The sequence below is a fragment of the Paenibacillus pabuli NBRC 13638 genome, assembly GCF_001514495.1.
GTDB lineage: Bacteria > Bacillota > Bacilli > Paenibacillales > Paenibacillaceae > Paenibacillus > Paenibacillus pabuli.
Genome location: NZ_BCNM01000012.1, coordinates 96,602 through 119,794 on the forward strand (window position 1 = coordinate 96,602; position 23,193 = coordinate 119,794).

General features: G+C 47.4%; 22 protein-coding genes. 18 read left to right on the plus strand and 4 right to left on the minus strand.

Features of this window, described 5'->3' with window-relative positions:
• The first annotated feature begins 25 nt into the window (after window positions 1–25).
• From PPA03S_RS17270 to PPA03S_RS17290, 5 genes are all read left to right on the plus strand, one after another.
• Window positions 26–754 carry a (Fe-S)-binding protein gene (locus PPA03S_RS17270; protein WP_062324540.1) on the plus strand — a complete coding sequence of 243 codons (729 nt, stop codon included), beginning with the start codon at window positions 26–28 and terminating at the stop codon, window positions 752–754.
• Window positions 751–2,265: a LutB/LldF family L-lactate oxidation iron-sulfur protein gene (locus PPA03S_RS17275; RefSeq protein WP_062324541.1), complete on the plus strand. Its 1,515-nt coding sequence runs from the start codon at window positions 751–753 to the stop codon at window positions 2,263–2,265. Before PPA03S_RS17270 ends, PPA03S_RS17275 begins: the two co-directional genes overlap by 4 nt.
• On the plus strand, window positions 2,255–2,980 hold the full coding sequence (locus PPA03S_RS17280; protein WP_062324542.1) for a LutC/YkgG family protein: 726 nt from the start codon (window positions 2,255–2,257) through the stop codon (window positions 2,978–2,980). The genes PPA03S_RS17275 and PPA03S_RS17280 overlap by 11 nt, the downstream gene beginning before the upstream one ends.
• A gap of 238 nt (window positions 2,981–3,218) precedes the next feature.
• On the plus strand, window positions 3,219–3,773 hold the full coding sequence (locus tag PPA03S_RS17285; RefSeq protein WP_062324543.1) for a glutathione peroxidase: 555 nt from the start codon (window positions 3,219–3,221) through the stop codon (window positions 3,771–3,773).
• Between the two features lie 306 nt (window positions 3,774–4,079).
• Entirely contained in the window at window positions 4,080–7,253 is a 3,174-nt protein-coding gene (locus PPA03S_RS17290) for a bifunctional cytochrome P450/NADPH--P450 reductase (RefSeq protein ID WP_062324544.1), read from the plus strand.
• A gap of 182 nt (window positions 7,254–7,435) precedes the next feature.
• Here PPA03S_RS17290 and PPA03S_RS17295 read toward each other — a convergent pair whose 3' ends face one another.
• A complete protein-coding gene (locus PPA03S_RS17295; protein WP_062324545.1) occupies window positions 7,436–7,834 on the minus strand; it encodes a hypothetical protein in 399 nt (132 codons plus the stop codon).
• A gap of 125 nt (window positions 7,835–7,959) precedes the next feature.
• Between PPA03S_RS17295 and PPA03S_RS17300 the strand changes: the two genes are divergently transcribed.
• Window positions 7,960–8,304: a hypothetical protein gene (locus PPA03S_RS17300; protein WP_062324546.1), complete on the plus strand. Its 345-nt coding sequence runs from the start codon at window positions 7,960–7,962 to the stop codon at window positions 8,302–8,304.
• Between the two features lie 203 nt (window positions 8,305–8,507).
• Here the strand turns inward: PPA03S_RS17300 and PPA03S_RS17305 are convergent, their stop codons facing one another.
• Window positions 8,508–10,154, minus strand: a complete 1,647-nt coding sequence (locus PPA03S_RS17305) for an MGH1-like glycoside hydrolase domain-containing protein (RefSeq protein ID WP_062324547.1) — start codon at window positions 10,152–10,154, stop codon at window positions 8,508–8,510.
• A 167-nt stretch (window positions 10,155–10,321) separates the two neighbouring features.
• Window positions 10,322–11,611 (minus strand): Gfo/Idh/MocA family oxidoreductase, encoded by a 1,290-nt coding sequence (locus tag PPA03S_RS17310; protein ID WP_062324548.1) that lies wholly within the window; start codon window positions 11,609–11,611, stop codon window positions 10,322–10,324.
• A gap of 124 nt (window positions 11,612–11,735) precedes the next feature.
• Here PPA03S_RS17310 and PPA03S_RS17315 point away from each other — a divergent pair, with 124 nt between their 5' ends.
• Window positions 11,736–12,620, plus strand: coding sequence for an AraC family transcriptional regulator (locus PPA03S_RS17315; RefSeq protein ID WP_062324549.1), 885 nt, complete (start codon window positions 11,736–11,738; stop codon window positions 12,618–12,620).
• 64 nt (window positions 12,621–12,684) lie between these two features.
• Here the strand turns inward: PPA03S_RS17315 and PPA03S_RS17320 are convergent, their stop codons facing one another.
• Window positions 12,685–13,122 (minus strand): hypothetical protein, encoded by a 438-nt coding sequence (locus PPA03S_RS17320; protein WP_157284218.1) that lies wholly within the window; start codon window positions 13,120–13,122, stop codon window positions 12,685–12,687.
• 337 nt (window positions 13,123–13,459) lie between these two features.
• Between PPA03S_RS17320 and PPA03S_RS17325 the strand changes: the two genes are divergently transcribed.
• From PPA03S_RS17325 to PPA03S_RS17375, 11 genes are all read left to right on the plus strand, one after another.
• Window positions 13,460–13,906, plus strand: a complete 447-nt coding sequence (locus PPA03S_RS17325) for a RidA family protein (protein WP_062324551.1) — start codon at window positions 13,460–13,462, stop codon at window positions 13,904–13,906.
• A 5-nt stretch (window positions 13,907–13,911) separates the two neighbouring features.
• Window positions 13,912–14,502, plus strand: a complete 591-nt coding sequence (locus PPA03S_RS17330) for a GNAT family N-acetyltransferase (protein WP_062324552.1) — start codon at window positions 13,912–13,914, stop codon at window positions 14,500–14,502.
• A gap of 268 nt (window positions 14,503–14,770) precedes the next feature.
• A complete protein-coding gene (locus PPA03S_RS17335) occupies window positions 14,771–15,367 on the plus strand; it encodes an iron chelate uptake ABC transporter family permease subunit (RefSeq protein ID WP_062324553.1) in 597 nt (198 codons plus the stop codon).
• 49 nt (window positions 15,368–15,416) lie between these two features.
• Entirely contained in the window at window positions 15,417–15,758 is a 342-nt protein-coding gene (locus tag PPA03S_RS17340; RefSeq protein WP_062324555.1) for a helix-turn-helix domain-containing protein, read from the plus strand.
• 127 nt (window positions 15,759–15,885) lie between these two features.
• Complete coding sequence (locus tag PPA03S_RS17345; RefSeq protein WP_062324556.1) at window positions 15,886–16,695, plus strand: phosphotransferase family protein; 810 nt, start codon at window positions 15,886–15,888, stop codon at window positions 16,693–16,695.
• Window positions 16,696–16,743: 48 nt separating this feature from the next.
• Window positions 16,744–19,059 (plus strand): class I SAM-dependent methyltransferase, encoded by a 2,316-nt coding sequence (locus tag PPA03S_RS17350; RefSeq protein WP_062324558.1) that lies wholly within the window; start codon window positions 16,744–16,746, stop codon window positions 19,057–19,059.
• Window positions 19,056–19,643 (plus strand): histidine phosphatase family protein, encoded by a 588-nt coding sequence (locus PPA03S_RS17355; RefSeq protein ID WP_062324560.1) that lies wholly within the window; start codon window positions 19,056–19,058, stop codon window positions 19,641–19,643. Before PPA03S_RS17350 ends, PPA03S_RS17355 begins: the two co-directional genes overlap by 4 nt.
• Before the next feature lie 40 nt (window positions 19,644–19,683).
• Window positions 19,684–20,634 carry a class I SAM-dependent methyltransferase gene (locus PPA03S_RS17360; RefSeq protein ID WP_062324562.1) on the plus strand — a complete coding sequence of 317 codons (951 nt, stop codon included), beginning with the start codon at window positions 19,684–19,686 and terminating at the stop codon, window positions 20,632–20,634.
• A 21-nt stretch (window positions 20,635–20,655) separates the two neighbouring features.
• Window positions 20,656–21,348, plus strand: coding sequence for a 3'-5' exonuclease (locus PPA03S_RS17365; RefSeq protein ID WP_062324564.1), 693 nt, complete (start codon window positions 20,656–20,658; stop codon window positions 21,346–21,348).
• The gene (locus tag PPA03S_RS17370) at window positions 21,341–21,715 is read left to right on the plus strand and encodes an immunity protein PIM1 family protein (RefSeq protein WP_062324565.1); all 375 of its coding nucleotides are present in this window, start codon (window positions 21,341–21,343) and stop codon (window positions 21,713–21,715) included. Before PPA03S_RS17365 ends, PPA03S_RS17370 begins: the two co-directional genes overlap by 8 nt.
• A gap of 196 nt (window positions 21,716–21,911) precedes the next feature.
• Window positions 21,912–22,916: an ABC transporter substrate-binding protein gene (locus PPA03S_RS17375; protein ID WP_062324567.1), complete on the plus strand. Its 1,005-nt coding sequence runs from the start codon at window positions 21,912–21,914 to the stop codon at window positions 22,914–22,916.
• Window positions 22,917–23,193 lie beyond the last annotated feature (277 nt).

Below are 23,193 nucleotides of genomic sequence, written 5' to 3' on the forward strand. Positions count from 1 at the left end.
TCATCAGTTATGGGAGCGTGTAATCATGAAAGTCTCCTTGTTCATTACCTGCCTCAGTGATGCCATATATCCCCGTGTAGGGGAGGCAATGGTCAGATTGCTTGCCGCTCATGGTGTCCGGCTGGATTTCCCGCCCGTGCAGACCTGCTGCGGACAGCCTTCCTACAATAGCGGGTATTGGGATGAGACACGAGTAGCCGCCAAAACGATTCTGGAGGCTTTTGATGACAGTGATTTTGTCGTTTGTCCTTCAGGCTCCTGTACGTATATGATTCATCATTACCCCGAGCTGTTTGCCGATGAACCCATATGGCTGGAGAAGGCCAAACGCTTGGAGGCAAAAGCCTATGAATTCACCCAGTTTCTCGTTCAGGTGCTTGGAATCACGGATTTGGGTGCGCATTTTCCATATAAGGTTACCTATCATCCATCCTGTCACGGAAGCCGTTTGTTAGGTGTGAAGGATGAGCCTATGGCATTGCTGTCCGCTGTGAAGGGCCTGGAATTGGTCCCACTTCCATTCGGAGAGGATTGCTGCGGGTTCGGGGGCACATTTGCCATTAAAATGCCGGATATATCCGGTGCCATGGTCACAGAAAAGGTAGATCATATCAAAGAGACGGAAGCTGAGGTCTTAGTAGGACTGGATATGGCCTGTCTAATGAATATTGCGGGCAATCTGCGTTATCGGAATGAACCGGTGCGTGTGATGCATTTGGCGGAACTGCTGTATGAGGGGGTGCAAACCGGATGAGTCAGCCGGGTGTAATGGATGTTACCGTGAAGAAACGTGCAGAACTTGCGTTAAATGATGATTTTCTGCGCAAAGCGGTCAAGTTTACAACGGAACGACTGCGTAATGGCAAGAAAGCTGCATCAGAGGAACATGGCAACTGGGAAGAATGGCGTGAACGTGGACGTCAGATTCGTCTGCATACGATCGCACATCTGGATTATTATCTGAATGAATTCGTCAATAATGCACGTGCCAATGGGGTTCATATTCATTTTGCGGATACTTCGGTAGAGGCAGCAGCGATTGCACTGGATATTGCGACTCACAAGCATGCTTCAACCGTGGTGAAATCCAAGTCCATGGTGTCCGAGGAAGTACATCTCAACCATGTATTGGAATCTGCAGGCATTGAAGCGATCGAGACTGATCTGGGTGAATACATCATTCAATTGGCGGGTGAAGCCCCATCTCATATCGTCATTCCGGCCATTCATAAGAACCGTTATCAAATCGCAGAGCTGTTATCGAAGGAAGCGGGCGAAATGCTGGAACCGGACACCACTGTTCTTGCCGGATTTGTACGCAAAAAGTTGCGCGAGAAGTTTCTTGAAGCAGATATCGGCATGACTGGCTGCAATTTTGCGATTGCGGAGACGGGATCCATGGTCCTATTTGAAAATGAAGGCAATGCCCGCATGGTATCCACCGTGCCAAAGACACAGATTACCTTAATGGGCATGGAGCGTATCATTCCGTCATGGACGGATCTGGAAGTAATGGCAACCCTGCTGCCACGATCTGCGACAGGTCAGAAATTGACGATGTATATGTCAGGCATAACCGGTCCTCGTCGATCAGAGGACGGGGACGGACCGGAAGAAATGCACATTATTATCGTGGATAATGGCCGTTCACTCCAGTTGGGTGATCCCGAATTTCAGGAGCTGCTGAACTGTATTCGCTGCGGTGCCTGTTTGAATGCTTGTCCGGTGTATCGCCATATTGGCGGGCATGCTTACGGTGGAACGTACAGCGGACCTATAGGAGCAGTGCTTACGCCTGCATTAAATGGCAACATCGATGAATGGAACGACATCGCGGGTGCTTCCAGTCTGTGCGGAGCCTGTTATGAAGCCTGTCCGGTCAAAATTCCGCTGCACGATATGCTCGTATATTTGCGTAGACGCAAGGTGGAAAAGGGTCATGGCAATAAGCTTGAGAGCGCGGGCATGAAAGGTTTTGCGGCGGTTGTATCCAATTCTAAACGATTCAGTACAGCTATTCGTCTTGGGCAGATTGGTCAGAAAGTGGTTGTGAAAAATAACGGAATCTCAATGAAACTTGGGCCTCTCAAGGGCTGGAACAGCTATCGGGTTGCGCCAAGCCTCGCGAAGCGTTCCTTCCGGCAGCAATGGAACAAGCTGGATGAGGAACTGAATCAAGGTAAGAAAGAGATGGATTCTTCCGTTCGAAACCGGATGGAACAGATCCTTCGTGAACGCGAGGGGGGCGGCCAACATGAACACTGAACATCAGGAATGGCTGGAGCAACTGGAGAAGAAATCTCGTGCGAAACAGGAACACTTTATGAATGACATTGCATCCAAGTTGAGAAGACCACGTCAGCGTCATGCGCCGACCCAACCGTTTCGCGGAGCACCCGCTTTTTGGAATGATCTGGAGTGGGACATGGATAAACGCATTCAGGCATTCACCGACAATTTTGTGAGTGTAGGTGCTCACATTGCCCGGGTGCGTGATATTAACGAAGCCTCCGACTTTATTGCTAACAAATCTCACGAATTAAGCGCGAAATACATCATACGCCAGAATGAACAGGCACTGACGGATCTGGGATTGGAAGAACAACTTCCTGATGTTCATATTTCAGTGTGGAATAGCCAAGCGGAAGAGAACTGGAAGGCGCGGGCAGCTGAGGCCGATATCGGTGTGGTCATGGCGGATTATGCTACAGCATATACGGGCTCCGTAACAGTGCTTTCATCACCGGAAAAGGGGCGCTCAGTCAGTCTATTGCCCACCGTACTGATGATTATTATTCCGATTGAAAGGCTCTACACCAGACTTGGTGAGACGCTGAAGCGTTTCGACGAAGCGGGAAGAACGAATCTCCCGGCAGGCATTCATTTTATTTCTGGACCCAGTCGTTCTTCTGATATTGAAAATGATTTGACCATTGGGGTTCATGGGCCTGGCATTGTATATGGCCTTATTATGGGGTAACTGCTTTTTCAAAATGAACACTCTAATGTCACTTTTAAGAACTGTCCAGAAAGCAGCTTCTGTCTGCGGAGGGCAGTTTTTTTATGTACGTTTCAGTCGTATAAAAGGTGAGATATGTACGATATATAGTCATAGCCTATAATATCTATTTTTATTATATATTTAACCTATCAGGGGAATGGGTGTATAATCCATTCAGCAGGATTTTATATGAAGATGAACAGAGGAGGCGGTATGAATGAGTGTATTTTCTTTTCAGGTTCCATTTATGGATGGACATGTGAGCGATTTATCTGTTTTTAAGGGGAAAGTACTGCTTATTGTGAATACAGCGAGCAAGTGCAGTTACGCTCGACAATTCACCGAACTACAGCAGCTGTATGAGCAGTACCGTAGTCAGGGGCTGGAGATATTGGCGTTTCCCTGTGATCAGTTTAACCACAAGGAACCGGGCAGTAATGATGAAATAGCTTATTATTGCAGGAATCAATTTCATATCTCCTTCCCGATTTTTGAAAAGCTTGAGGTCACCGGACAATCCAAACATCCCTTGTTTCGGTATCTGGTCGAAGCTTCCCCATTTCAGGGCTATGATATGGAGACGGAAGAAGGCAGATGGATGGACCAGTTTGTCAAAGAGAAACATCCCGAATTATACCGGGGAGACGGGATCAAATGGAATTTCACCAAATTCCTGATTGATCGAACCGGGGAAGTGCGTGGCCGCTATGAGACCCCGATTACCCCGTTCGAGATGCAGAATGCGATACAAGGCCTGCTGAGGCAATCCTAGACTTAACCTTTTATTTGAAAAAGTATGAGCTCGTCAAGTTTAGAAAAACCTCGATTTCGCTGGACCAAAAAGGGGGCTATTTTCCCGTTCGAGCCCAATGGCTACCCGTTGGTCCTACGACTTTGAGACTGTTGAAGATTAGGACTGGAAATGTTAGGGTAAAAGTGAGGTAACAAAGAAACCCATTTTTTTTATTTAAAATTGACCGATATACCATTTTGGTCAGTTGGTTCTGATTTATTATTTTTAGATTATCTGGATTAAATATGAAAATGTGCAGAAAATGAAGGTAGAGGAGTGAGTAGCATGGCGCAAATTTCAGTTCCCCAACCCAAAACGTTTGGCCCTCTGGGCAATTTGCCACAGTTGAATTTTGACGAGCCCGTACAATCTCTGGTGAAACTGGCTGATGAATACGGACCGATTTTTCGAATGGAGCTTCCGGGTCGAAATGAGCTCTATATCTCAGGTCACAAATTGGTGGCAGAAGTATCTGATGAATCCCGATTTGACAAGCGTGTCTGGGCACCGCTGGAGAAGGTTCGTGCTTTCGCCGGAGATGGCCTGTTTACGAGCTGGACACAAGAACCCAATTGGAAAAAAGCCCATAATGTATTGCTTCCCAGCTTCAGCCAACGTGCAATGCAGGGGTACCACAACAAAATGATTGATCTGGCTGTACAGCTCGTACAGAAATGGTCACGATTGAACCCCGATGAGACGGTGAATGTACCTGATGATATGACTCGACTGACATTGGATACAATTGGATTATGTGGATTCAACTATCGGTTTAACAGCTTTTACCGGGAAGAACCGCATCCATTCATTACAAGCATGGTACGTGCATTGGACGAATCAATGAGTTCGCTGCAGCGTTTGCGTCTGCAAGACAAGCTGATGATCACCAAAAAGAAACAGTTTGAGCAAGATATCCGCTCGATGTTTTCCCTGGTGGATCATATTATTGCGGAGCGTAAAGAACAGCCTCAGGAAGGGGCAGATGATCTGTTGTCTCATATGCTCAGCGGTAAGGACCCGGAGACCGGGGAAACACTGGACGATGAGAATATCCGGTATCAGATCATTACCTTCCTGATTGCAGGACACGAGACGACGAGTGGTTTGTTGTCCTTTGCGATCTATTATCTGATGAAAAATCCGGACAAGCTCGCCAAGGCCCAAGCCGAAGCGGATCAGATTCTGAAAGATCCGGTTCCGACCTACAATCAGGTTCGTAATCTGAAATATGTACGGATGGTGCTGAACGAAGCGTTGCGATTGTGGCCTACGGCTCCCGCATTTTCCTTATATGCCAAGAAGGACACGGTTCTGGACGGGAAATATCCTTTGCAAAAAGGCGATAGTGTCAGTGTGCTCATTCCCAAGCTGCACCGGGACCGCGACGCGTGGGGCGAAGATGTGGAGGCATTCCGTCCGGAACGGTTCGAAGATCCGAGCAAGGTGCCGCATGATGCCTATAAACCTTTTGGTAATGGTCAGCGGGCCTGCATTGGTCAGCAGTTCGCACTCCAGGAAGCCACACTTGTGCTGGGCATGGTCCTGAAGCATTTTGAATTCATTGATCATGCGGACTATCAGTTGAAAGTGAAAGAAACATTGACGCTCAAACCTGATAACTTCACGATCCGTGTTCGTGCACGCGGAGGTCAGCCGGTCATGGCTGTTCCGGGTGTTGCTGTAGATGAGCCAACGCAAGTGACCAAAAGACAGGAACCGGATACAGCAAATGCGCATCATACCCCGATGCTGGTCCTGTATGGCTCCAATCTCGGAACGGCTGAAGGTATTGCACGTGAAATTGCAGATACCGCCAGATATCAAGGGTTCCGCAGCGAGGTAGCTGCCCTGGATGATCGTGTAGGCAAACTGCCGAAGGAGGGGGCCGTCATCATTGTCAGTGCATCCTACAACGGCCAGCCGCCTAGTAATGCTAAGGATTTTGTGGAATGGATTGAACATGCGGATGCAGGCGAATTCGAAGGCGTGCGCTTCTCCGTACTGGGATGTGGGGATCACAACTGGGCTAGCACGTATCAGCGCATTCCGCGTTTGATTGATGAACAGCTGTCTGCCAAAGGAGCAGAGCGGTTATCGCCCATCGGAGAAAGTGATGCCAGCGGAGACTTTGAGAAACAGGTCAGCGACTGGACCGAGCAACTATGGCCGGATCTGGCACGAACCATGGGAATTAAGTTGAATGAAAGTTCAGGTAGTGAACGCAGTTCCTTGTCTGTACAGTTTGTCAGCGGACTTGCGGTAACACCGCTCGCGGATACGTATGATGCACATGTTGCTGGAGTGATTGAGAATCGGGAACTTCATGATGCGGGCAGCGAACGCAGCACACGCCATCTGGAGATCAAACTGCCTGAAGGCATGACATATAAGGAAGGCGATCATTTAGGCATTTTACCGCAAAATCCGCCTCAGCTCGTGGAACGGGTTTTGAAACGCTACGGGTTCACGGGTACAGAGCACCTGGTACTGGATGCCTCTGGTCGCAGCGCAGCTCATCTGCCACTGCATCAACCGGTGAATCTGGTTGATCTGCTCAGTCACAGTGTGGAGCTCCAGGAAGCAGCAACTCGCGCCCAACTGAGGGAACTGGCGGCGTACACGGTATGCCCGCCACATAAGAAGGAGCTTGAAGCACTTCTTGATGAATCGGTATACATGGAAGAAGTCCGTAACAAGCGCATATCGATGCTGGATTACCTGGTGAAATACGAGGCATGTGAACTGCCTTTCGAACGGTTTTTGGAGCTGCTGCCTTCTTTGAAAGCCCGTTATTACTCGATTTCCAGTTCACCGCGAGTACAGCCTGAGCAGGCCAGTATAACCGTTAGCGTAGTCCGGGCTCCAGCCTGGAGCGGCCAGGGAGAATATAAAGGCATAGCGTCGAACTATTTGGCAAACCTGAAGCCGGGTGAAGAGGTAGTCATGTTCATACGGACACCTGAGTCCGGGTTCGAACTGCCAGAGAAAGCAGAGGTTCCGATCATCATGGTTGGTCCAGGTACAGGCGTGGCTCCATTCCGTGGTTTCTTGCAGGCAAGACGTGTACTGAAGGAACAAGGTCAGCATGTTGGCGAAGCTCATCTGTATTTTGGATGCCGCAACCCGCAACATGATTATTTGTATAAAAATGAATTCGAAACCGCTCAGCATGAGGGTCTTGTTCAGCTTCATACTGCTTTCTCCCGTGTGGATGGGGAAGAGAAATGTTATGTACAGCATCTGATGAGAGATGATGCACGTCAATTGATTCCTTTGCTAGAGCAGGGCGGATATCTGTATATCTGCGGGGATGGCAGCAGAATGGCCCCTGATGTTGAAGCGACACTCAAGAAGGCTTATGCTGACATCAGCGGCAGCTCGCTGGATCAAGCCGAAGGGTGGCTTGAACGCTTGCAGCAGGAGGGTCGTTACGCCAAAGATGTATGGACGGGTATCTAATTAATGATGTAATGCTGATTTCATTAGCGAGTAAAGGCAATGCGGTGAGACACAGAGAAGTTTCTGTATTCTCACCGCTTTTTGTCAAGACCACGATAGTTAAGCAGACCGGGGGACGTTTGGGGTATAATTCGGAAGAGAAGTGTTTATAAAGGTTTGGAAGGGACCGATGTCCATTCAAGCTATTTCTTTTTACGGTAAGTTGGGCGATAAATCGATTCGACCTGTGTGAGGGGAAAGAGAATACGGGAGGAGAATTTACCTTTTCCCTGCAATTCAAGGTAATCCACTCCTATACCGACAAGGCGTATATTTTTAAATGCATTCCGGGAAGGGAAAATGGTACGAATACCCACCCGTATGCCTCGCCGTGCTCGAGGGATATCGAATACACGGATGGAATTCAGATTGAGTGGAATGAATAATTGCCGATTAACTTTGATGAAGTTGCGGGGGTATACTTTGCTGATTATTCCCGGCTCCAAACCGGACAGCGGGGTATTTAATTCGGCCAGATGTCCCTGTAATTCGCCCAGGCGCTGCTGTAGTGTTTTTCCTGTGTGAAGCTGGTGCCAGTTCATAAGTACTCCTCCGTTCGCCATTTATACCTACTATATGAATGGACGAGGGCAAGAGGTGAGCAAAATGGCGCCCATGTTCGTTACGTATACCCTGTTTACAACTTAAGCTATAGGGAGTGATCCGATTGATCGTGGAAATGTATAAAGATCTCGTTCGGGATGAACGTGGCAATTATTATATCGCAGTACAGATGGAAGGTAATGAGCTTACACTCGTCAATGCATTTGTTGAAGCCTCGTTTACACCGGAACTTATATATAATGAAGAATTTCGGAATAAGCATAAAGAGATGGAAGGCGGCTTCGTTGGCAAAATCGCAATGGACCTGCTTCGGCATGATGTGGTTATGGGGTTGAAACAAATCGACAGAAAGCTGCTTGAACTGTCTGAGGTTGAGCAGAATTACACGGTAAACTATATTGATACGATTGAATTCTATCGCCACCCTGCGTGGGTGCGGAAAGTATAAGCGAAAGGTACGTTTTCCCGAAAATAAGATAGTCTTCCATATCACCAGCTATTCCTACGTTGTGGACAGTCCATTAGGATATCCAATTATAAAAGCGCAAGTACAGAGGGAGTTCCCCTTGCCACTTGCGCTTTTGGTGTTGCAGCTATTCATCGGGAATGACCATGTTAATGTTCCTGTAGAGAGCACACTTCTGCAACGCACTAGCGATAGGAAGGATAGATGATGCCGATATCCCGTTCTGTTTTCAAGCTTCCTTCTGTATACCGCTGAAGTTCATTTCCTTTGATTCGAATTGGAAGGGTTTCACCCAGATACGTGAGTTCACCTTCAATGATGCGTACGCTCATTCCGATGAGGCCTTCCAACTGTCCACTACGATCTGTAATGAACCGAATTCCTGCTGGGCCCTCCATAAGAACGTTGCCATCCTGATATACCGTTACCCGTTCTGGCGTGTTCACCAATTCAAAATGCAGTCCATTCACCGTGCGGCTATACGCTGTGTGGCCCGCGACTTCTTCGCCATGATCCATGTCGATGGGGAGTAGACCGGTAAACCACAGCTGGTCCGCTCCGACCGGCATAATGCCGCATAACCGTTCCACATAATCAAGCAGGCAAAGAATGGAGGGGGAGTAGGTTTCGGTAAAACCCTCCTCCCCGGTCCATGGGCTTAAAGCCTGAGCAAAGTGCTTCGCTTTGGACAAGGAAGACAGGATTGGTTGCATTACCCAGGTCAATTCCACATAGCGATGGTGATATTCAAATGCATGCGGCGCACGGATCAGACTCAGGAAATTGGATGCTCCACCCCAGCTGTTATAAGAGGAGAACGGATCGAACCGTGGATCATCCATCGATATGGAGGTAAACGGGTATTTGGCAAAAAACTTGCTTGTGTTCAGCAAATACCGGCGCAGCATGTTATCAAAACATTCACGGTCGCCCACCTCGCAGGCCATCACGCGCAGCAGCACATCGGACTGTACTCTGACCAATTCGTCATTGCGATCTCGATCGTAGAAGAACATGTCTTCTTCGTCATAACAGTAACGGAAAAGACTTTCCAGACTGGTTTCCGATTTTGCTTTCCACTCTTCACCGGACTCTCCGAGCTCCTCGGCCATACGGGACAAGTACTTGCGCTGGGAATAGATATTGGCGGTCAAATCCGGGGCCAAAAAAGGCAGGACAGGAGAGTCCGGATGGCAGGACGCGGCATCATTCATATAAGGCGTATCCGGGACATGCCAGAACCGGGGGGACAGATCATGCCCGGTATCAAAGGTGCTGAAGGCCTCCACGCAGCCGGTGCCCCGGGTATTGCGATACGTTGCAATCCATTCGTCGTATTGTACCATGGCCTTGTACATGGTCTTCAGGAAGGAGCGGTTCTTTCCGTGAAGCTGGTAGTGGTTCCATACGCTTCGTGCCAATGGTGTAACGAGCTGAATCTGGCGAAAGGAAGGGCCGTTCCCCGTTAGCTTATAGGGCAGCAATCCATCTTCTCTTTGGTGTCGGGCAAAAGCGAGATAGGTCGTTTCCGATACGGAAGGAATCAGACGTGACAGCAGTTCCGCATTAATGGTGCCGGTACTCTCCAGCCAGCAGCCCAGATAGATGCCACCTTCCTGAAGAATGGGCTCACTGCCATTCAGGGGCACAATGCAAGTGAGTAACTTCTCCAATGCGGAATAATAAGTCGCTTCCAATCGTCCGCCGGATGCCGCGAATCGAACACCTGACGCCTGCCATTCCTGTATTAACTTTTGATCCTCCGGTTTACCTGGCTGCACATGATCGTGGATCGAGAACTGGCGCAGCTTGTTCAGCAGGGCTTCTGTCATGTCGACCTCCTTGTAGCGGTAATTTATTGATTGGATTCAAAGATTCGAACGGTGCCGTTATAGAAGTCTTAAGAAAATAGACTCCAAGGCATTAGTGAAAATATGGAAAAAGGCTGCGTAATATACGCAGCCCTTGAAGGGAATGTAGTTGGAGCGGCCCTGCGTTCCTAGAAACGAACGAGATTGTTGATGCGTACAGGCAAACCAGTTGCGATGGCGCGATTGGCTGCAATTCCGGTGAGGATGGATCTTGCTCCATCCAATTGGTTGGCAGCACGGTGGTATGGATCTTCCGCAGGCTCTCCAAACAGATCATTCAGAAGTACAGGATCTCCTCCGCCATGCCCCCCTTCCTTTTCCTCAACCTGAACCTCATATGGGGCGTCAAACATCGGAAGGACTCGCAGCGTTTTTCCAATCAATGCACCTTCTAGGTTTTTGTCACCCAGCGAATTAACGTAGGATTGTTCCACAATGTTCATCTCAATCCGGCCTTTGGTACCGTTAATGGCAATGCGATAACCTTCCCACGGCTGGTATGCAACCAGTGAATAGGTCAAAATGGCTTTGTTCTGATACTGGACGAGAACACCCATCGTATCCTCGATGTTGATGCCATCTCCGAATACGCTTTGATCCCGCTGGTAGCCGTCTTCGGACTCAGCATCCAGATACATGGCTTTGAGATGTGCATCCGAATCCAGGTGCAGGGCAAAAGGATCTTCTTGCGCAAGCGGGTTGCCTGTTGCGCGAGTGTAAAACTGGGTCACGCCTCGTTCCTCTGCGTTTTCTCGACCATAAAACATGAGATCGCCGAATGCGAAAACGGTCTCAGGCTGCGAACCAATCCAGAAATTAACCAAGTCGAAGTGATGCGTGGATTTGTGCACGAGCAGTCCGCCACTATTGCGCTTGTCCCGGTGCCAGCGGCGGAAGTAATCTGCGCCATGGCGCGTATTCAGCAGCCATTCGAAGTGGACTGAAGTCACTTTTCCGATGGTGCCATTCTGAATCAGTTCCCGTATCTTGGTATGATGCGGTGCATATCGGTAGTTAAAGGTGACACGTATATTTTGTCCGGTTCGCTTGGCGGCATCAAGAATATCCTGACATTTGTGCTCATCGATGGTCATTGGTTTCTCAGTGACAACATCACAGCCAAGCTCCATTGCGCGAATGATGTATTTGTGGTGGGTGCGGTCTATGCTGGTTACAATGACGAAGTCCGGCTTTTCATTCTCAATCATCTGATCGAACTGATCTGCAGGGTATGTAGGCACCTCATCGTATTTATATTTTTCCCTCAGCAACTGATTGGCGTAATTCATGCGTGTCTGGTTAATATCGCAAAGAGCTGCAAGTTCGGATGTTTCCCTGAAATTTTGGGCTAATGCTCCGTAGAAAAATTCTGCACGGCCGCCTGTCCCGACCAATACATAGCGTTTTTTGTTACTCATTCTATCGCCTCCTTGAATATAGCTCTAGACTATTACAAGGGAGCACTTCTTTCACCGCTTTTTGTGCGTAATCGCTTTCAAAAGCCGCTTATTTTGCTATAATTCAAGCAAAGGGGGCAGCTGCATGACACAGACATTTCGAGCGGATTACAATGATCCCACCGGATATTTGAATATCGAATATGATCGCCGCATTGGATATTTCTCCATGACCGATGACCATCTACATGATCATTACGAGCTGTACTACCTGTTATCAGGGGAGCGGATATACTTTATCAAGGACCGTACTTACCGGGTGAAAGCCGGAGACTTCGTATTCATCAATCGGAATACCGTCCATAAAACGATGGAGAGTGGAAGACCTGACCATAATCGGATTGTTCTGTATATCAAGCCGGAGCTGCTTACCGAATGGGCCATTTTACCTGAACTCGTTGAGAGGCTAAAGGAGCCATTCGGCTGGGATGTTCCCATTCTACGGCTTCCTTCACAGGTAAGTGAAACAGCGGACCGGATGATCAGCGAAATGATTGATGAGATGGTTCATACAAGAGAAGGAAGCAGCATGCTGCTGCGTCACCGATCCGTTGAATTGCTGCTGTTCGCTTACCGTAACAAACATCTGGGGAGCGTGCACTCGGCCGACAGTGAGCCGGTACTGCATCCCAAGGCACAGGCGGTGGTCCGCCATCTCAACGAAAACTATCAGCAGGCTTTGGCGCTGCCTGAGGTTGCTGCAATGTTTCGAATCAGCCCTCATTATCTCAGTCGTTTGTTTAAACAGACCACTGGGTTCACGTTCAGTGATTACCTCAACCTGCTTCGGGTGAAGGAGGCGCAGCGCTTGCTGCGTGAAAGCGAGGATTCCATAACAGAGATCGCTCTGCGAGCGGGATTCAGCAATTTTTCACATTTTGGGAAGATGTTCAAACGGACGGTTCAGGTGTCACCGAGAACATATCGGCAGGAGTATAGAGAAACAGGTTCGATGGGAGTGCTGAAATAGGGTGGACTGCGATATAGAAATGCGTAAAGATATAGAAATGGAAATGGAAAAAGCCGTATCATGTCTATTTTAACCGTTGGAGTCCCTTAATAATGATGCTTGTTTTGTCACTTAGCTTTTGCAGCTCTTTCAATGATAGTTTCGCATAGTCTGGAGGGACCATGTACCAGTACTGATGGAAGAGATCACTTCTCTCCAGATATAGCCTTTCTGCCGTACCATCGACCATATTCGTAATGAGCCCATAATATTCGAAAGCGTTCTTGATATTGTTCGTATAAATACTCAGATTTGTTTCATCTGTTGTTTTGTTGCTTTTGATATACCGATCCAGCTCTTTTTTATAATGGATACTTTCCAGGATCACACTGCGGTAAGAGAAGTCAGCAGAAGACTCGATGCGATGTTTGAGTTCACGATACTTATGAAAAAAGATGGATGCGATAATTAGAATGATCGTGAATAAAATCAGAATAATATGTCGTGTTTTTGTACTCATCATAAGTCCTTGTTTATGTATTTGGTTTAATCCCATTTTGAAAAGGGTGTCCTACATAATAACATACAAGTACAAGTTAAACCTATAGGTAAATACAGGTATGAGCTTCTTGATCATACCGTTCAAACCGAAATATGAATTGTTCGTTCTCTGGTCACAACCTCCAATTACGCTATTATCCTCTCGCTTCCCTGGCTGATCGAGAATCTATTGCAATTTCAGCCGATTTTGCATCTTGCGGTCCAAGATGAACCAGCGTATATTGAGTTTTAACTAAATTAGAAATAAATTGAAAGATGGATAGCTTGCAAGGACATTTTTTTACATAAGGGGGAAGCCGATGATACAGACCAGATTGGACGAATTGGGCATTGTGTTGCCTCAAGCAAGTGCGCCCGCAGCAAAGTATGCCAATGCTGTAATTGTTAACGGAATCATGTATGTGTCCGGTAAAGGGCCCGATACAAGAGAGCGTGGCAAACACGGAGAGACGTTTACAACGGAGCAGGGATATGATTTTGCCCGAAATGCCGCCATTGAGGTATTGGCTGTTGTGCAGGAAGTGCTTGGTTCGCTGGATCGGGTGAAGCGGGTGGTTAAGGTGCAGGGGGTTATTAATGCTGCGGAATCTTATGAGGAGCACCATAAAGTGTTAAACGGTTTCTCGGATCTCATGCTGGATGTGTTCGGAGAACAGGGTGTACACGCCCGTTCGGTATTTGGTGCTGTATCCGTAAGGGATAATCTGCCACTGATCATTGACTCGATATTTCAGGTGGAGGAGTAGATTGCATGACCAATTCGGCTTCATTTAATCCATTAATGCTGTCCTTTCCCGAAAGCTTTGATACACCGCGTCTAACCATCCGTGCTCCGAAGTGGGGAGATGGAGCGGCAGTGAATGAGGCCATCCGTGAAAGTGCGGAGCAGCTGCGTTTGTGGTTGCCTTTTGCCGAGAACATACCTTCACTGGAGGAATCGGAAGCGAATGCTCGCAAAGCCAGGCTGCAATTTCTGGAGCGTACCGACATGATGCTTCATTTACGTGACAGACATACAGATCAATTCGTGGGCAGCAGCGGCCTGCATCGAATCGACTGGAATGCACGCTGTTTCGAGATTGGTTACTGGATCAGAACTTCGCGTACCGGTGAGGGTCTCATGACGGAAGCAGTCAGAGGCATTGAGCAGTTCGCAATAACCTATCTGGAGGCCAATCGACTGGAAATTCGCTGTGATGCACGCAATGTACGAAGTGCCATGGTAGCTGAGCGGGCAGGGTATAGGCTGGAAGGAATATTGCGCAAGATGCGGCGTGACAGTACAGGTACGCTGGTGGATCTGATGGTGTTTGCCAAGGTAAGAGGCGATGAGTTCGAATAAAATAAAATCGTTTGGATTGGAAGTGGAACAAAGAATCGGGAAATGGTTCAAAACATGAATAGAGAGAAGGAAACGGCTCTTGAAGAACCAGCTTCTCCAAGGCCGTTTTTTGGTATGTGAATTTCCTACCCCCTTATTGGATTTGGAATGTTAACGTATAACGGCGTTTCCCCACGCTGATGGAACCGGCTGAGAAAATTGGCTTTGGCGGGTAAAGTCTCGGCGTTCAGCAGATCGCGAATGACGTCGTTGATGTGCAAGGACACGGTTGTTTTTTCTTGAGCTCCTTGAAGCAGACGGCAAGAATCGGGTGCTTCGCGCAGGATTTGTATTACGTAGTCTGATGGGCAGGGGAGATCAGGAATATCACTTCACCATTCATCAATTAAGGCTGCCCCGGGTAATGACCGGTTTCCTGGTCGGGTGCGGTCTGGCATTAGTGGGTACAATCCTGCAAGTCATTACGAGAAATCCTCTGGCATCCTCTGGCGTGATTGGCCTGAATTCGGGTGCGGCTGCGACGGTGGTTGCCTTCATTGGAGCTTTTCACGCGGCCACGGTAATCTATGGATTGTCATGGAGAAAAGGAGAGGCGAGTTCGACGGTTCGCATGTTGTTGATAGGAGTGGGCATATCTGCAATGGCAGGTACACTAATTACCTATTTGCTGACGGTGGGTAAAATATTTCGAGTCTCCCAGGCTTCCGTGTGGATGGCAGGCAGTCTGTACGGGAGAACATGGGAACACTTCTGGCCTTTATTGCCGTGGTTGCTCATCCTGTTTCTTCTATTAATATGGATGTCCAGTCGGCCGCCGGACGGACATGGTTCTTATGAGATCCCGGCGGGATTAATTACGGCATGATTGGGGCTCCGTATATGATGTATTTGATGTTGCGACGCAGAGAGATATAATGAAGAGAAGGATTCAGAATCTGGAACAGCCATCAACAGTAATGGATGAACGGATTGAACGGAGCATCCAATATATGGAGCAGCACTATATGGATAAAGTAAGCATTGAACAGCTGGCTGAAGCAGCAGGTGGTATGCCGCCGGTTGCTTTTTCACGTTTGTTCCGAAGTGAAACAGGTCTGACGCCAGTGGAGTATCTGAGCAATGTACGTATGAATCGGGCGAAGCAGATACTGAACAAAAAGAACAGTCGAGTGAAGGAAGTGGCAGCAACGGTCGGGTTTCGAAGTGAATTTTACTTTAGCCGCATGTTTCAGCGCATGGCCCCAATGGGTTTGTGATGAGCTGGACTCCGCTGGGCAGACAACGAATCATGAATGAATTAGTGGCAGCCGTGAGTGAACATCAAAGTGCTGAATGAATCAGTGCATACAGGGAGTTTACCAAACATAGCAGGGGGAATGGAAAATGAGACGGATTGGACAAGGAAGAACGGCTGAGATTTATGAGTACCCATCGAATCAGATTATGAAGTTATACCATGCGGATTTTCCAGCCGAAGCTGTCCAGAATGAGTTTCGAATTACCAAGGCCGTATTTCAAAAGGGTTTACTTGTGCCACAGGCAAGGGTATTCATGGATGATGAACCCCGAAAAGGGATCATATTTGAACGGATTGAAGGTAACACGATGTTAGCTCTCATGATTCAGGAACCCGGGCTGATCGAAGAACTATCCCGTCAAATGGCAGTCTGTCATCATAGCCTTCACGCCCAGCAGGATGATGAAGGAATACTCCCCACACAAAAGCAGATTCTTACTGGAGCCATTCATAACACCTCTCTACTGTCGGAAGAGGAGAAGACGAAGGTTATCCATTATATGGCGTGTCTTCCAGAGCGAAAGCAAATTTGTCACGGTGACTTTCATCCTGATAACGTTATGTTAAATGAAACAAGAGATCAATATTGGGTTATAGACTGGATGACAGGCATGTCAGGTGATCCGGCGGGTGATGTGGCCCGCAGCTGGGTAATATTAATGAGCGGCACGTTGCCAGCGGATACGGACCCGACTGTTCATAGGGGATTTGAATTGGCCCGAAATATAATGCTGGATCATTATATCCAGCATTACATACAGATTTCCGGGATATCCCGTCAGGAGTTGGAAGCCTGGATACTACCGGTTGCTGCTGCACGTCTGGACGAGAGGTTACCTGCAGGGGAAGCGGATCAATTAATCAAGCTTGTGCAGGATCGTATTCGTCTGCTGTAAATGACATATTTTTGCTTAACCAACAAGGATAACGAGGTGAAGAGATTAATGCTGCACTCATTAAAGGCCATTCAATCATACAAGTCAGGCCATCTCAAGGAGGCAGAGCAGCCTCTTTGGCTGCAGCTGCTGACAGCTGCGGAGCAGCCGAATATTAATCTGGAGCGAATTCACTCCATAGCAGAGCTGGAAGGCACGAATCCGGTACTGGATTACGTAGAACGCACACTTCACGTGCTGGAGCAGCTTCCAGTTTCTTTTTGGGTGCGAGAAATTCTGGAGGATGTGCTGATCTGGTCGGAAACGGCAAAGGCGGGATCATTGAAACAGCGGCGAATATGGCAGAAACAGGGAGTAAACCTGTTTGTGCACAATGTGGGTTCAGCACAGCTATACAACATGTATGGAAGGGTTGGGAATTTACATGGCAATCAAGTCAAACATGACGAGATTGACGAGATCAATTCATCTCAATCGGAATCTCTTAGCGATTTTCCAAGTGAGCAATCCAGTTCAATTTTTGTTAGTAGACAAACTGCGCACACGGCATATGGATCACTCACACCTCGGCAAGAGATCATTGGTACCCTTATTGCCACACACGGACTTATCGGTCAGTACATAAGAGGAGAAATCCCATTTGCTGAAAATGCCCCACTGTATTCGTTTATAACCCATGGATGGCTGACCGCAGGTGAATTACAGGCTATCCTGATGGCACTGAATGAATGCATCATTGCAGGCGTTGATCCTGCGCTGTGGAATCAGGTTCAAGCTGAAGTGCAGCGTATTGTGGGCTGGATCATCACAGAACCGAATCATACGGACTGGAATGTAAAAGAACGGCTTTCCCGTTTGCGGAGTTCGTCCATTCGTCAAGGAGAAGCGCTGGATGAAGCATATACCAAACTTCAAGCCGAGCTTGAGGTGGATAAGGCTCTCGGTCCTCTGGCTCACCGGACGTTATGGTATGTGGAGTCAGCGATGCACGATTTTTCGTTGCAGGAGATGGTTAAGATTTTCCTGTTTACACTGAATAGCGAAGCAATGACGCAAGCTGTTGATGATTCGATGGCGGAGATCACAGGCAGAGTAACCGCAGAAGCGGACCAGAATTCGACTTCACAGGAGCAACATTTGGATGTGGTAAGGCACATCAGCTTTGAACTATTAATGAACACGATGTATTACGATTACAAGGGTGTCAAGAAACTGAATATTTACAAGAAACGAATGATTGAAAAGTATTTGGAGCAATATTCATGGGAGCAGATTGAAGCAGGTGAGACGATCATTTACCCCCATCTGACACATCGGATTGAACGGCATCCCGATTTGCAGGATACGGTATTTGTGACATTTGAATTTTCCCCGGCGGCGGAGAAGCTGATTGCGTTCTGTATTGAGGCCGAAAAGTCTCCGTTATACGAGAAGGCTGTGCTGTTGTTATTTGACCTGTTTGGATTGCGCCGGGATGCCTATGATCGGTTTCATAATGAAGAGACGTATCTGGCCGATATGAACAGTTCAGGTGACTACAAAAAAGTGCTGCTGGATTATATGGTTGGCAAACGTGTGCTGGATATCGGTCCCGGTGGCGGGATCCTGCTCGATCTGATTGAACAGGAACGACCTGAAATGGAGCCGATTGGCATTGATATCTCAGCAAATGTCATTGAGGCGCTGGAGCGCAAAAAGCAGCGGGAGGCACATCGCTGGCAAGTATTGAAGGGAGATGCTCTCCAACTGGATCAGTACGTACAGCCAGGCACAGTCGATACGGTTATTTTTTCATCCATTCTGCATGAACTGTATTCGTATATTGAACATGACGGAAGGAGGTTTAACAGCGATACGGTCGTTGCTGCGCTAAGAAGTTCATTTAACGTGCTGTCCCCAGGAGGCCGAATTCTGATCCGGGATGGCATTATGACCGAACCCGAAGCACAGAAACGCCGAATTCGTTTCCTTGAACCGGATGGGATGCTTTGGCTGGAGCGGTACGTACAGGATTTCCAGGGACGCAGCATCGAATTCGAGCGGATCTCCGAGAATGAGGCGGTGCTGGGTATCAATGATGCAATGGAATTTCTGTACACCTATACCTGGGGCGAAGAAGCATATGTACATGAGATTCAGGAGCAATTCGGCATATTTACCCCGTCGGCTTATAAGGACTGTATTCGCGAAGCGCTGGGAGATGAAGCCGAGATTTTAACGTTCCGGCACTTTCTTCAGGAAGGATATTCGGAGGCGCTTGGAGAACGAATTATATTTATGGAGGAACATGGTCAACCTGCACCTTTGCCAGACAGCACCTGCCTGATTGTAATTGAAAAGAAGAAAGGAATGGCGGACAGATGACGAATGAAGCCAACACGGCTTTATACTTTGTAAGACATGCAGAGTCTGAGTACATGGAAGGGCAGGAACGCGAGCGAGGCCTGACGGAACAAGGCAAAAGGGATGCAGCGACCGTTGCGGGTTTGCTCCACCGGGAGCAGATCCATTGGTTTTATTCCAGTCCCTACAGAAGGGCTGTGGATACCATTCATGGATTGGCCGAAGTATCCGGCGGCATGGTGGTCACTGAAGAAGACCTGCGTGAGCGCGAGCTGTCAGGTCCTGAAGTGAAGCATGAACATTTTCGGGAAGCCAAACAAAGGCTTTATGATGATCCGGCGTTTGCTTATACAGGTGGTGAATCCGGTGAAGTCGCTGGGGCCCGGGCAATCGCTGTTATACAGCGAATCCTGGATAGGCATCCTGGTCAAAAAATAGTGATTGGCACGCATGGAGATATCATGACTCTGATTTTTAATTATTATGATCCTTCCTATGGTTATGACTTCTGGGCAAATACAACGATGCCGGACATCTACAAGCTGGAGTTTGATCGTGATGGTAGGCTGGTTCAGGTAACACGACTGTGGGAAGAACGGGTTTAGTTTCTATATGTCACACGTTCAGCAACGATAGGAGGCGATCATGTTGAACCTCAAGTTGATAGGGTCTGTTTTGGAGCAACAAATCCGTTTTAATGACAATAAAAGTTTATTCTATGATCGGGGAAAGTCTGCACTAGGGCCATCTCCGCGAACGTTGTGCTGGCTATTGGAATATCGCGCTCGAATGATAAAAGTATTAGAACGTATCTTTGCAGATGGATTATTGAATCATTTTACAAATAAACTAGCAGAGCAAGGAATCCGACATTTTATCCAAGTGAATCAGTTTATGCAGTTTACAAGCAAAGACAAGCTGGAATTGGCAGGATTATATAAAGACCAATTTATGCGAATCTGGTCTCTTTTGAAGAATGAGGGGGCAGGGGAAGAGGTAGTACAGCAATTTTTCCATAAGCATTATCAACAGTTAAGAACATTTCTAATACAGACCAACGGTGAGGAATTGTTTAAGAAATATACGATGGACCCACATCTGTTCTGGGTGCCTTGTGAGCAGTATTCGGCGAATCTTCAGGTAGCCTGGCTCGGTTTGGATGTAGAGCATCTGGATCCGCCTGTGCTGGATCTTGGCTGCGGTCCGAAGGCCAATTTGGTCCGGTTTTTACGTGGAAAGAAGATAGAAGCTTATGGGATGGACAGAGAAGTGGAAGAATTAGAAAATCAGCCGTTCTTGCGACGTATGGGCTGGATGGAAGCTTCATTTGAAAAGGATCAGTGGGGGACGATAATCTCCCATTTGGCATTCTCCAACCATTTTACACATCATCATCTCAAGTCAGACGGTGAACCGGAAGCATACGCCCAGAAATATATGGAACTGTTAATGGCGCTAAAGCCAGGAGGTTCATTCTTCTATGCGCCGAGCGTTCCTTTCATAGAGTCGTTCGTAGATCAACTTCCCCAGTACTTTGTACGTCGAACCCGGGTAACAGGAACACAGCAAATGACGCAGATTACACGGCTGTACTAGATGAAAGGGGGAAAACGACGAATGAAGATTACGTTTAGGCCGGATACATACATTGTTGAAGAGCTGAAAGTTCCTCACTTGCACGGTAGAACGTATTGCATATTTGATCTTGAAGGCACAGGGATTAATCCGGCAGAGGAAAGTATAACCCAATTTGGTGCGATGTATTACAATAGAGGAGAACCATTTGATTCATCTTTTTCATCACTTGTACGTGCTCTTAAACCGATTCCGGAAGCAGTCGCGAAGTTAACGGGCATTTCGAATGAAGATATGGTGGAGGCTCCTTCGTTCGCGAAAACATATCATGCTTTCCTGGATTTCATCGGTGATAAGGTACTAGTAACGCAGGCGGGTTATGAGTATGATTTGCCCATGTTGAAACGCCACTGTGAGATGTATGGGCTACCGATGTTTACCAATCCGGTTTTGGATACAAAAGCGATGTTTACATATATTCATCCTGAAATTTCCGAGGTTATCTCTACCGATTTCCTGATCAGGTATTACGACCTGAACACAGACGGAATTCACAGACACAATGCTTTGGCCGATTGTAGTGTGATTGCGCGTATTTTTGAACATGTCCTGAATGAATATCAGGCTCTTGCATTGGATCATTTTACGGTGGATGGGGAACGTGAGATGAAGCGTTTTGTGATTCCCGAGATGTATTTGAAACCACCGATTGGAGGAGGGAAGCCAGATGAGTAGAGTGGATGCGGATAAACTCCTGGCGGATTTGAATGAGGGGCTGATTCTTAGTCAGCAGACATTCGAAGGACTGGATGTGGAAGCCTATCTGGATCAACGGGATGCTTCCGAATTTGCTGATGAGTGGATACAGGCATATGATCGTTTTGCTCTGCGATCTGAGATAGTGAATGAAGAAGTGCTTCGTGCATGCAGGGAACGTGCTTTCAAACGAACCTTAGCACTTACGGGTAATCCGGAACTGGCGGGATATGTCAGTGATGATATCGGTTTGATTGGTGCGGCTCTGTTACAGGACGGAATTCAGGATTTCTTTGTTGAGCAGTTGCTTGAATGCTATCGAGAAGGTACATTGCCCCTGCGTTAAGCGGGGGCAAAACAAGAAAAAAACAAAGCAAGTGTATTCTGTTCGTTTGTATAAAAAAATAGCCTCGAATGTGTATTGTGGGTTTTACACCGCATAAGGTACAATTCATCTAAGCATTGAGTGAGAATGATAATCATTATTTATAAAAAGCGTTCTCACCGATACAACAACAGATTACATAGGGGTGAAGGGTATCATGGTAAGGTTCAGTAAAGGATTCAAAGGGTTGACGATCATACTGCTACTCATGGTTGTAGTTATAACGGGCTGTGGGGCAAACTCCGAATCAAAAGCAGAACAGGAGGCTCCTGTATCTGGGACCGCAGTTTCGGATGACAGTACATCTGAAACAACAGAAAAAGAAGCAGAGACGCGTGTCGTTCAGGATGAATTCGGTGATGTGACGATCCCGGTGCATCCGCAGCGTATTGCCGGTATCTATGTGGAAGATTATCTCAAGGCTCTTGATATCACACCTGTAGTACAGTGGTATAATCCGATGTGGGGCGTGCAGGAATATCTGGATCTGGATGTGCCGAAGTTTGATACGACAGGGAGTATTGAAGTTTTGTTGCAATATGATCCGGATCTCATCATTGTGGATGGTGGAGTGGACATGGAGAAATATGAGATGTATTCCAAGGTGGCACCGACGTATCGCCTGCCAGAAGACATTTTACAGGATTCCAATCAAATCTTGACGACCATTGCCGATGTTGTCGGTAAAACGGACAAGGGCAAAGAAGTCGCTGCGGCATTTGAGTCCAAGATTGCAGACGCGAAGATGAAGCTTCAGAAAGCCGTCGGGGATGAGACCGTAGCGGTTGTCCGACTGAATATCAGCAATAATACATTGGCGTTGTTCGGTGTGAACAATCGATTTACCGGTTTTATTTATTCGGAGCTTGGTCTAACGCCTCATCCATTGGTAGGCAACATGGAAGAATATCAGGAAGTCCTGTCTGAAGAGGCCTTTCCAGAACTTGATGCAGATCATATTATTGTATTTCCATCCAATGGAGAATGGTCCTCTCCCGAGAACAAGGAAGCTTTGAAGGTGCTGGATAGCAAGTTGTGGAAATCTCTCCCGGCTGTCAAAAACAATCAGGTCTATATGATGGAAAGGTCGTATTGGCAGTCAGGTGCGATTACGGCAAACTCAATGAAGATCGATGATCTCTTGCAAAAAATGACGCCATAATCCTTTTCCATAAGAAAGTTCTCCCCTCAGGGTTGAAGAGCTTTCTTTTTTCGTTTACACTAATGTAAATGATAACAATTCTCAATTAAGGAAGATGAATATGTGTCCCACGATTGTACAATGGATTCCCAAGCCTTGGTTATGCATGCTTCAGCAACTGAAATACTTGGATTGTAGCCAACTCGACATCGCCAGCCGGCAGACATACAACATGACATCATCACACGCTTTTATCATAGTGACGGGGGGACATGGCTTAATCCACTCTGTGGACAAT

What these genes read in the sequence shown, in the direction of transcription:
- PPA03S_RS17270 (WP_062324540.1), top strand. Translation starts at nt 26, where the DNA reads ATGAAAGTCTCCTTGTTCATTACCTGCCTCAGTGATGCCATATATCCC.
- PPA03S_RS17275 (WP_062324541.1), top strand. Translation starts at nt 751, where the DNA reads ATGAGTCAGCCGGGTGTAATGGATGTTACCGTGAAGAAACGTGCAGAA.
- PPA03S_RS17280 (WP_062324542.1), top strand. Translation starts at nt 2,255, where the DNA reads ATGAACACTGAACATCAGGAATGGCTGGAGCAACTGGAGAAGAAATCT.
- PPA03S_RS17285 (WP_062324543.1), top strand. Translation starts at nt 3,219, where the DNA reads ATGAGTGTATTTTCTTTTCAGGTTCCATTTATGGATGGACATGTGAGC.
- PPA03S_RS17290 (WP_062324544.1), top strand. Translation starts at nt 4,080, where the DNA reads ATGGCGCAAATTTCAGTTCCCCAACCCAAAACGTTTGGCCCTCTGGGC.
- PPA03S_RS17295 (WP_062324545.1), bottom strand. Translation starts at nt 7,834, where the DNA reads ATGAACTGGCACCAGCTTCACACAGGAAAAACACTACAGCAGCGCCTG.
- PPA03S_RS17305 (WP_062324547.1), bottom strand. Translation starts at nt 10,154, where the DNA reads ATGACAGAAGCCCTGCTGAACAAGCTGCGCCAGTTCTCGATCCACGAT.
- PPA03S_RS17310 (WP_062324548.1), bottom strand. Translation starts at nt 11,611, where the DNA reads ATGAGTAACAAAAAACGCTATGTATTGGTCGGGACAGGCGGCCGTGCA.
- PPA03S_RS17315 (WP_062324549.1), top strand. Translation starts at nt 11,736, where the DNA reads ATGACACAGACATTTCGAGCGGATTACAATGATCCCACCGGATATTTG.
- PPA03S_RS17320 (WP_157284218.1), bottom strand. Translation starts at nt 13,122, where the DNA reads ATGATGAGTACAAAAACACGACATATTATTCTGATTTTATTCACGATC.
- PPA03S_RS17325 (WP_062324551.1), top strand. Translation starts at nt 13,460, where the DNA reads ATGATACAGACCAGATTGGACGAATTGGGCATTGTGTTGCCTCAAGCA.
- PPA03S_RS17330 (WP_062324552.1), top strand. Translation starts at nt 13,912, where the DNA reads ATGACCAATTCGGCTTCATTTAATCCATTAATGCTGTCCTTTCCCGAA.
- PPA03S_RS17340 (WP_062324555.1), top strand. Translation starts at nt 15,417, where the DNA reads ATGAAGAGAAGGATTCAGAATCTGGAACAGCCATCAACAGTAATGGAT.
- PPA03S_RS17345 (WP_062324556.1), top strand. Translation starts at nt 15,886, where the DNA reads ATGAGACGGATTGGACAAGGAAGAACGGCTGAGATTTATGAGTACCCA.
- PPA03S_RS17350 (WP_062324558.1), top strand. Translation starts at nt 16,744, where the DNA reads ATGCTGCACTCATTAAAGGCCATTCAATCATACAAGTCAGGCCATCTC.
- PPA03S_RS17355 (WP_062324560.1), top strand. Translation starts at nt 19,056, where the DNA reads ATGACGAATGAAGCCAACACGGCTTTATACTTTGTAAGACATGCAGAG.
- PPA03S_RS17360 (WP_062324562.1), top strand. Translation starts at nt 19,684, where the DNA reads ATGTTGAACCTCAAGTTGATAGGGTCTGTTTTGGAGCAACAAATCCGT.
- PPA03S_RS17365 (WP_062324564.1), top strand. Translation starts at nt 20,656, where the DNA reads ATGAAGATTACGTTTAGGCCGGATACATACATTGTTGAAGAGCTGAAA.
- PPA03S_RS17370 (WP_062324565.1), top strand. Translation starts at nt 21,341, where the DNA reads ATGAGTAGAGTGGATGCGGATAAACTCCTGGCGGATTTGAATGAGGGG.
- PPA03S_RS17375 (WP_062324567.1), top strand. Translation starts at nt 21,912, where the DNA reads ATGGTAAGGTTCAGTAAAGGATTCAAAGGGTTGACGATCATACTGCTA.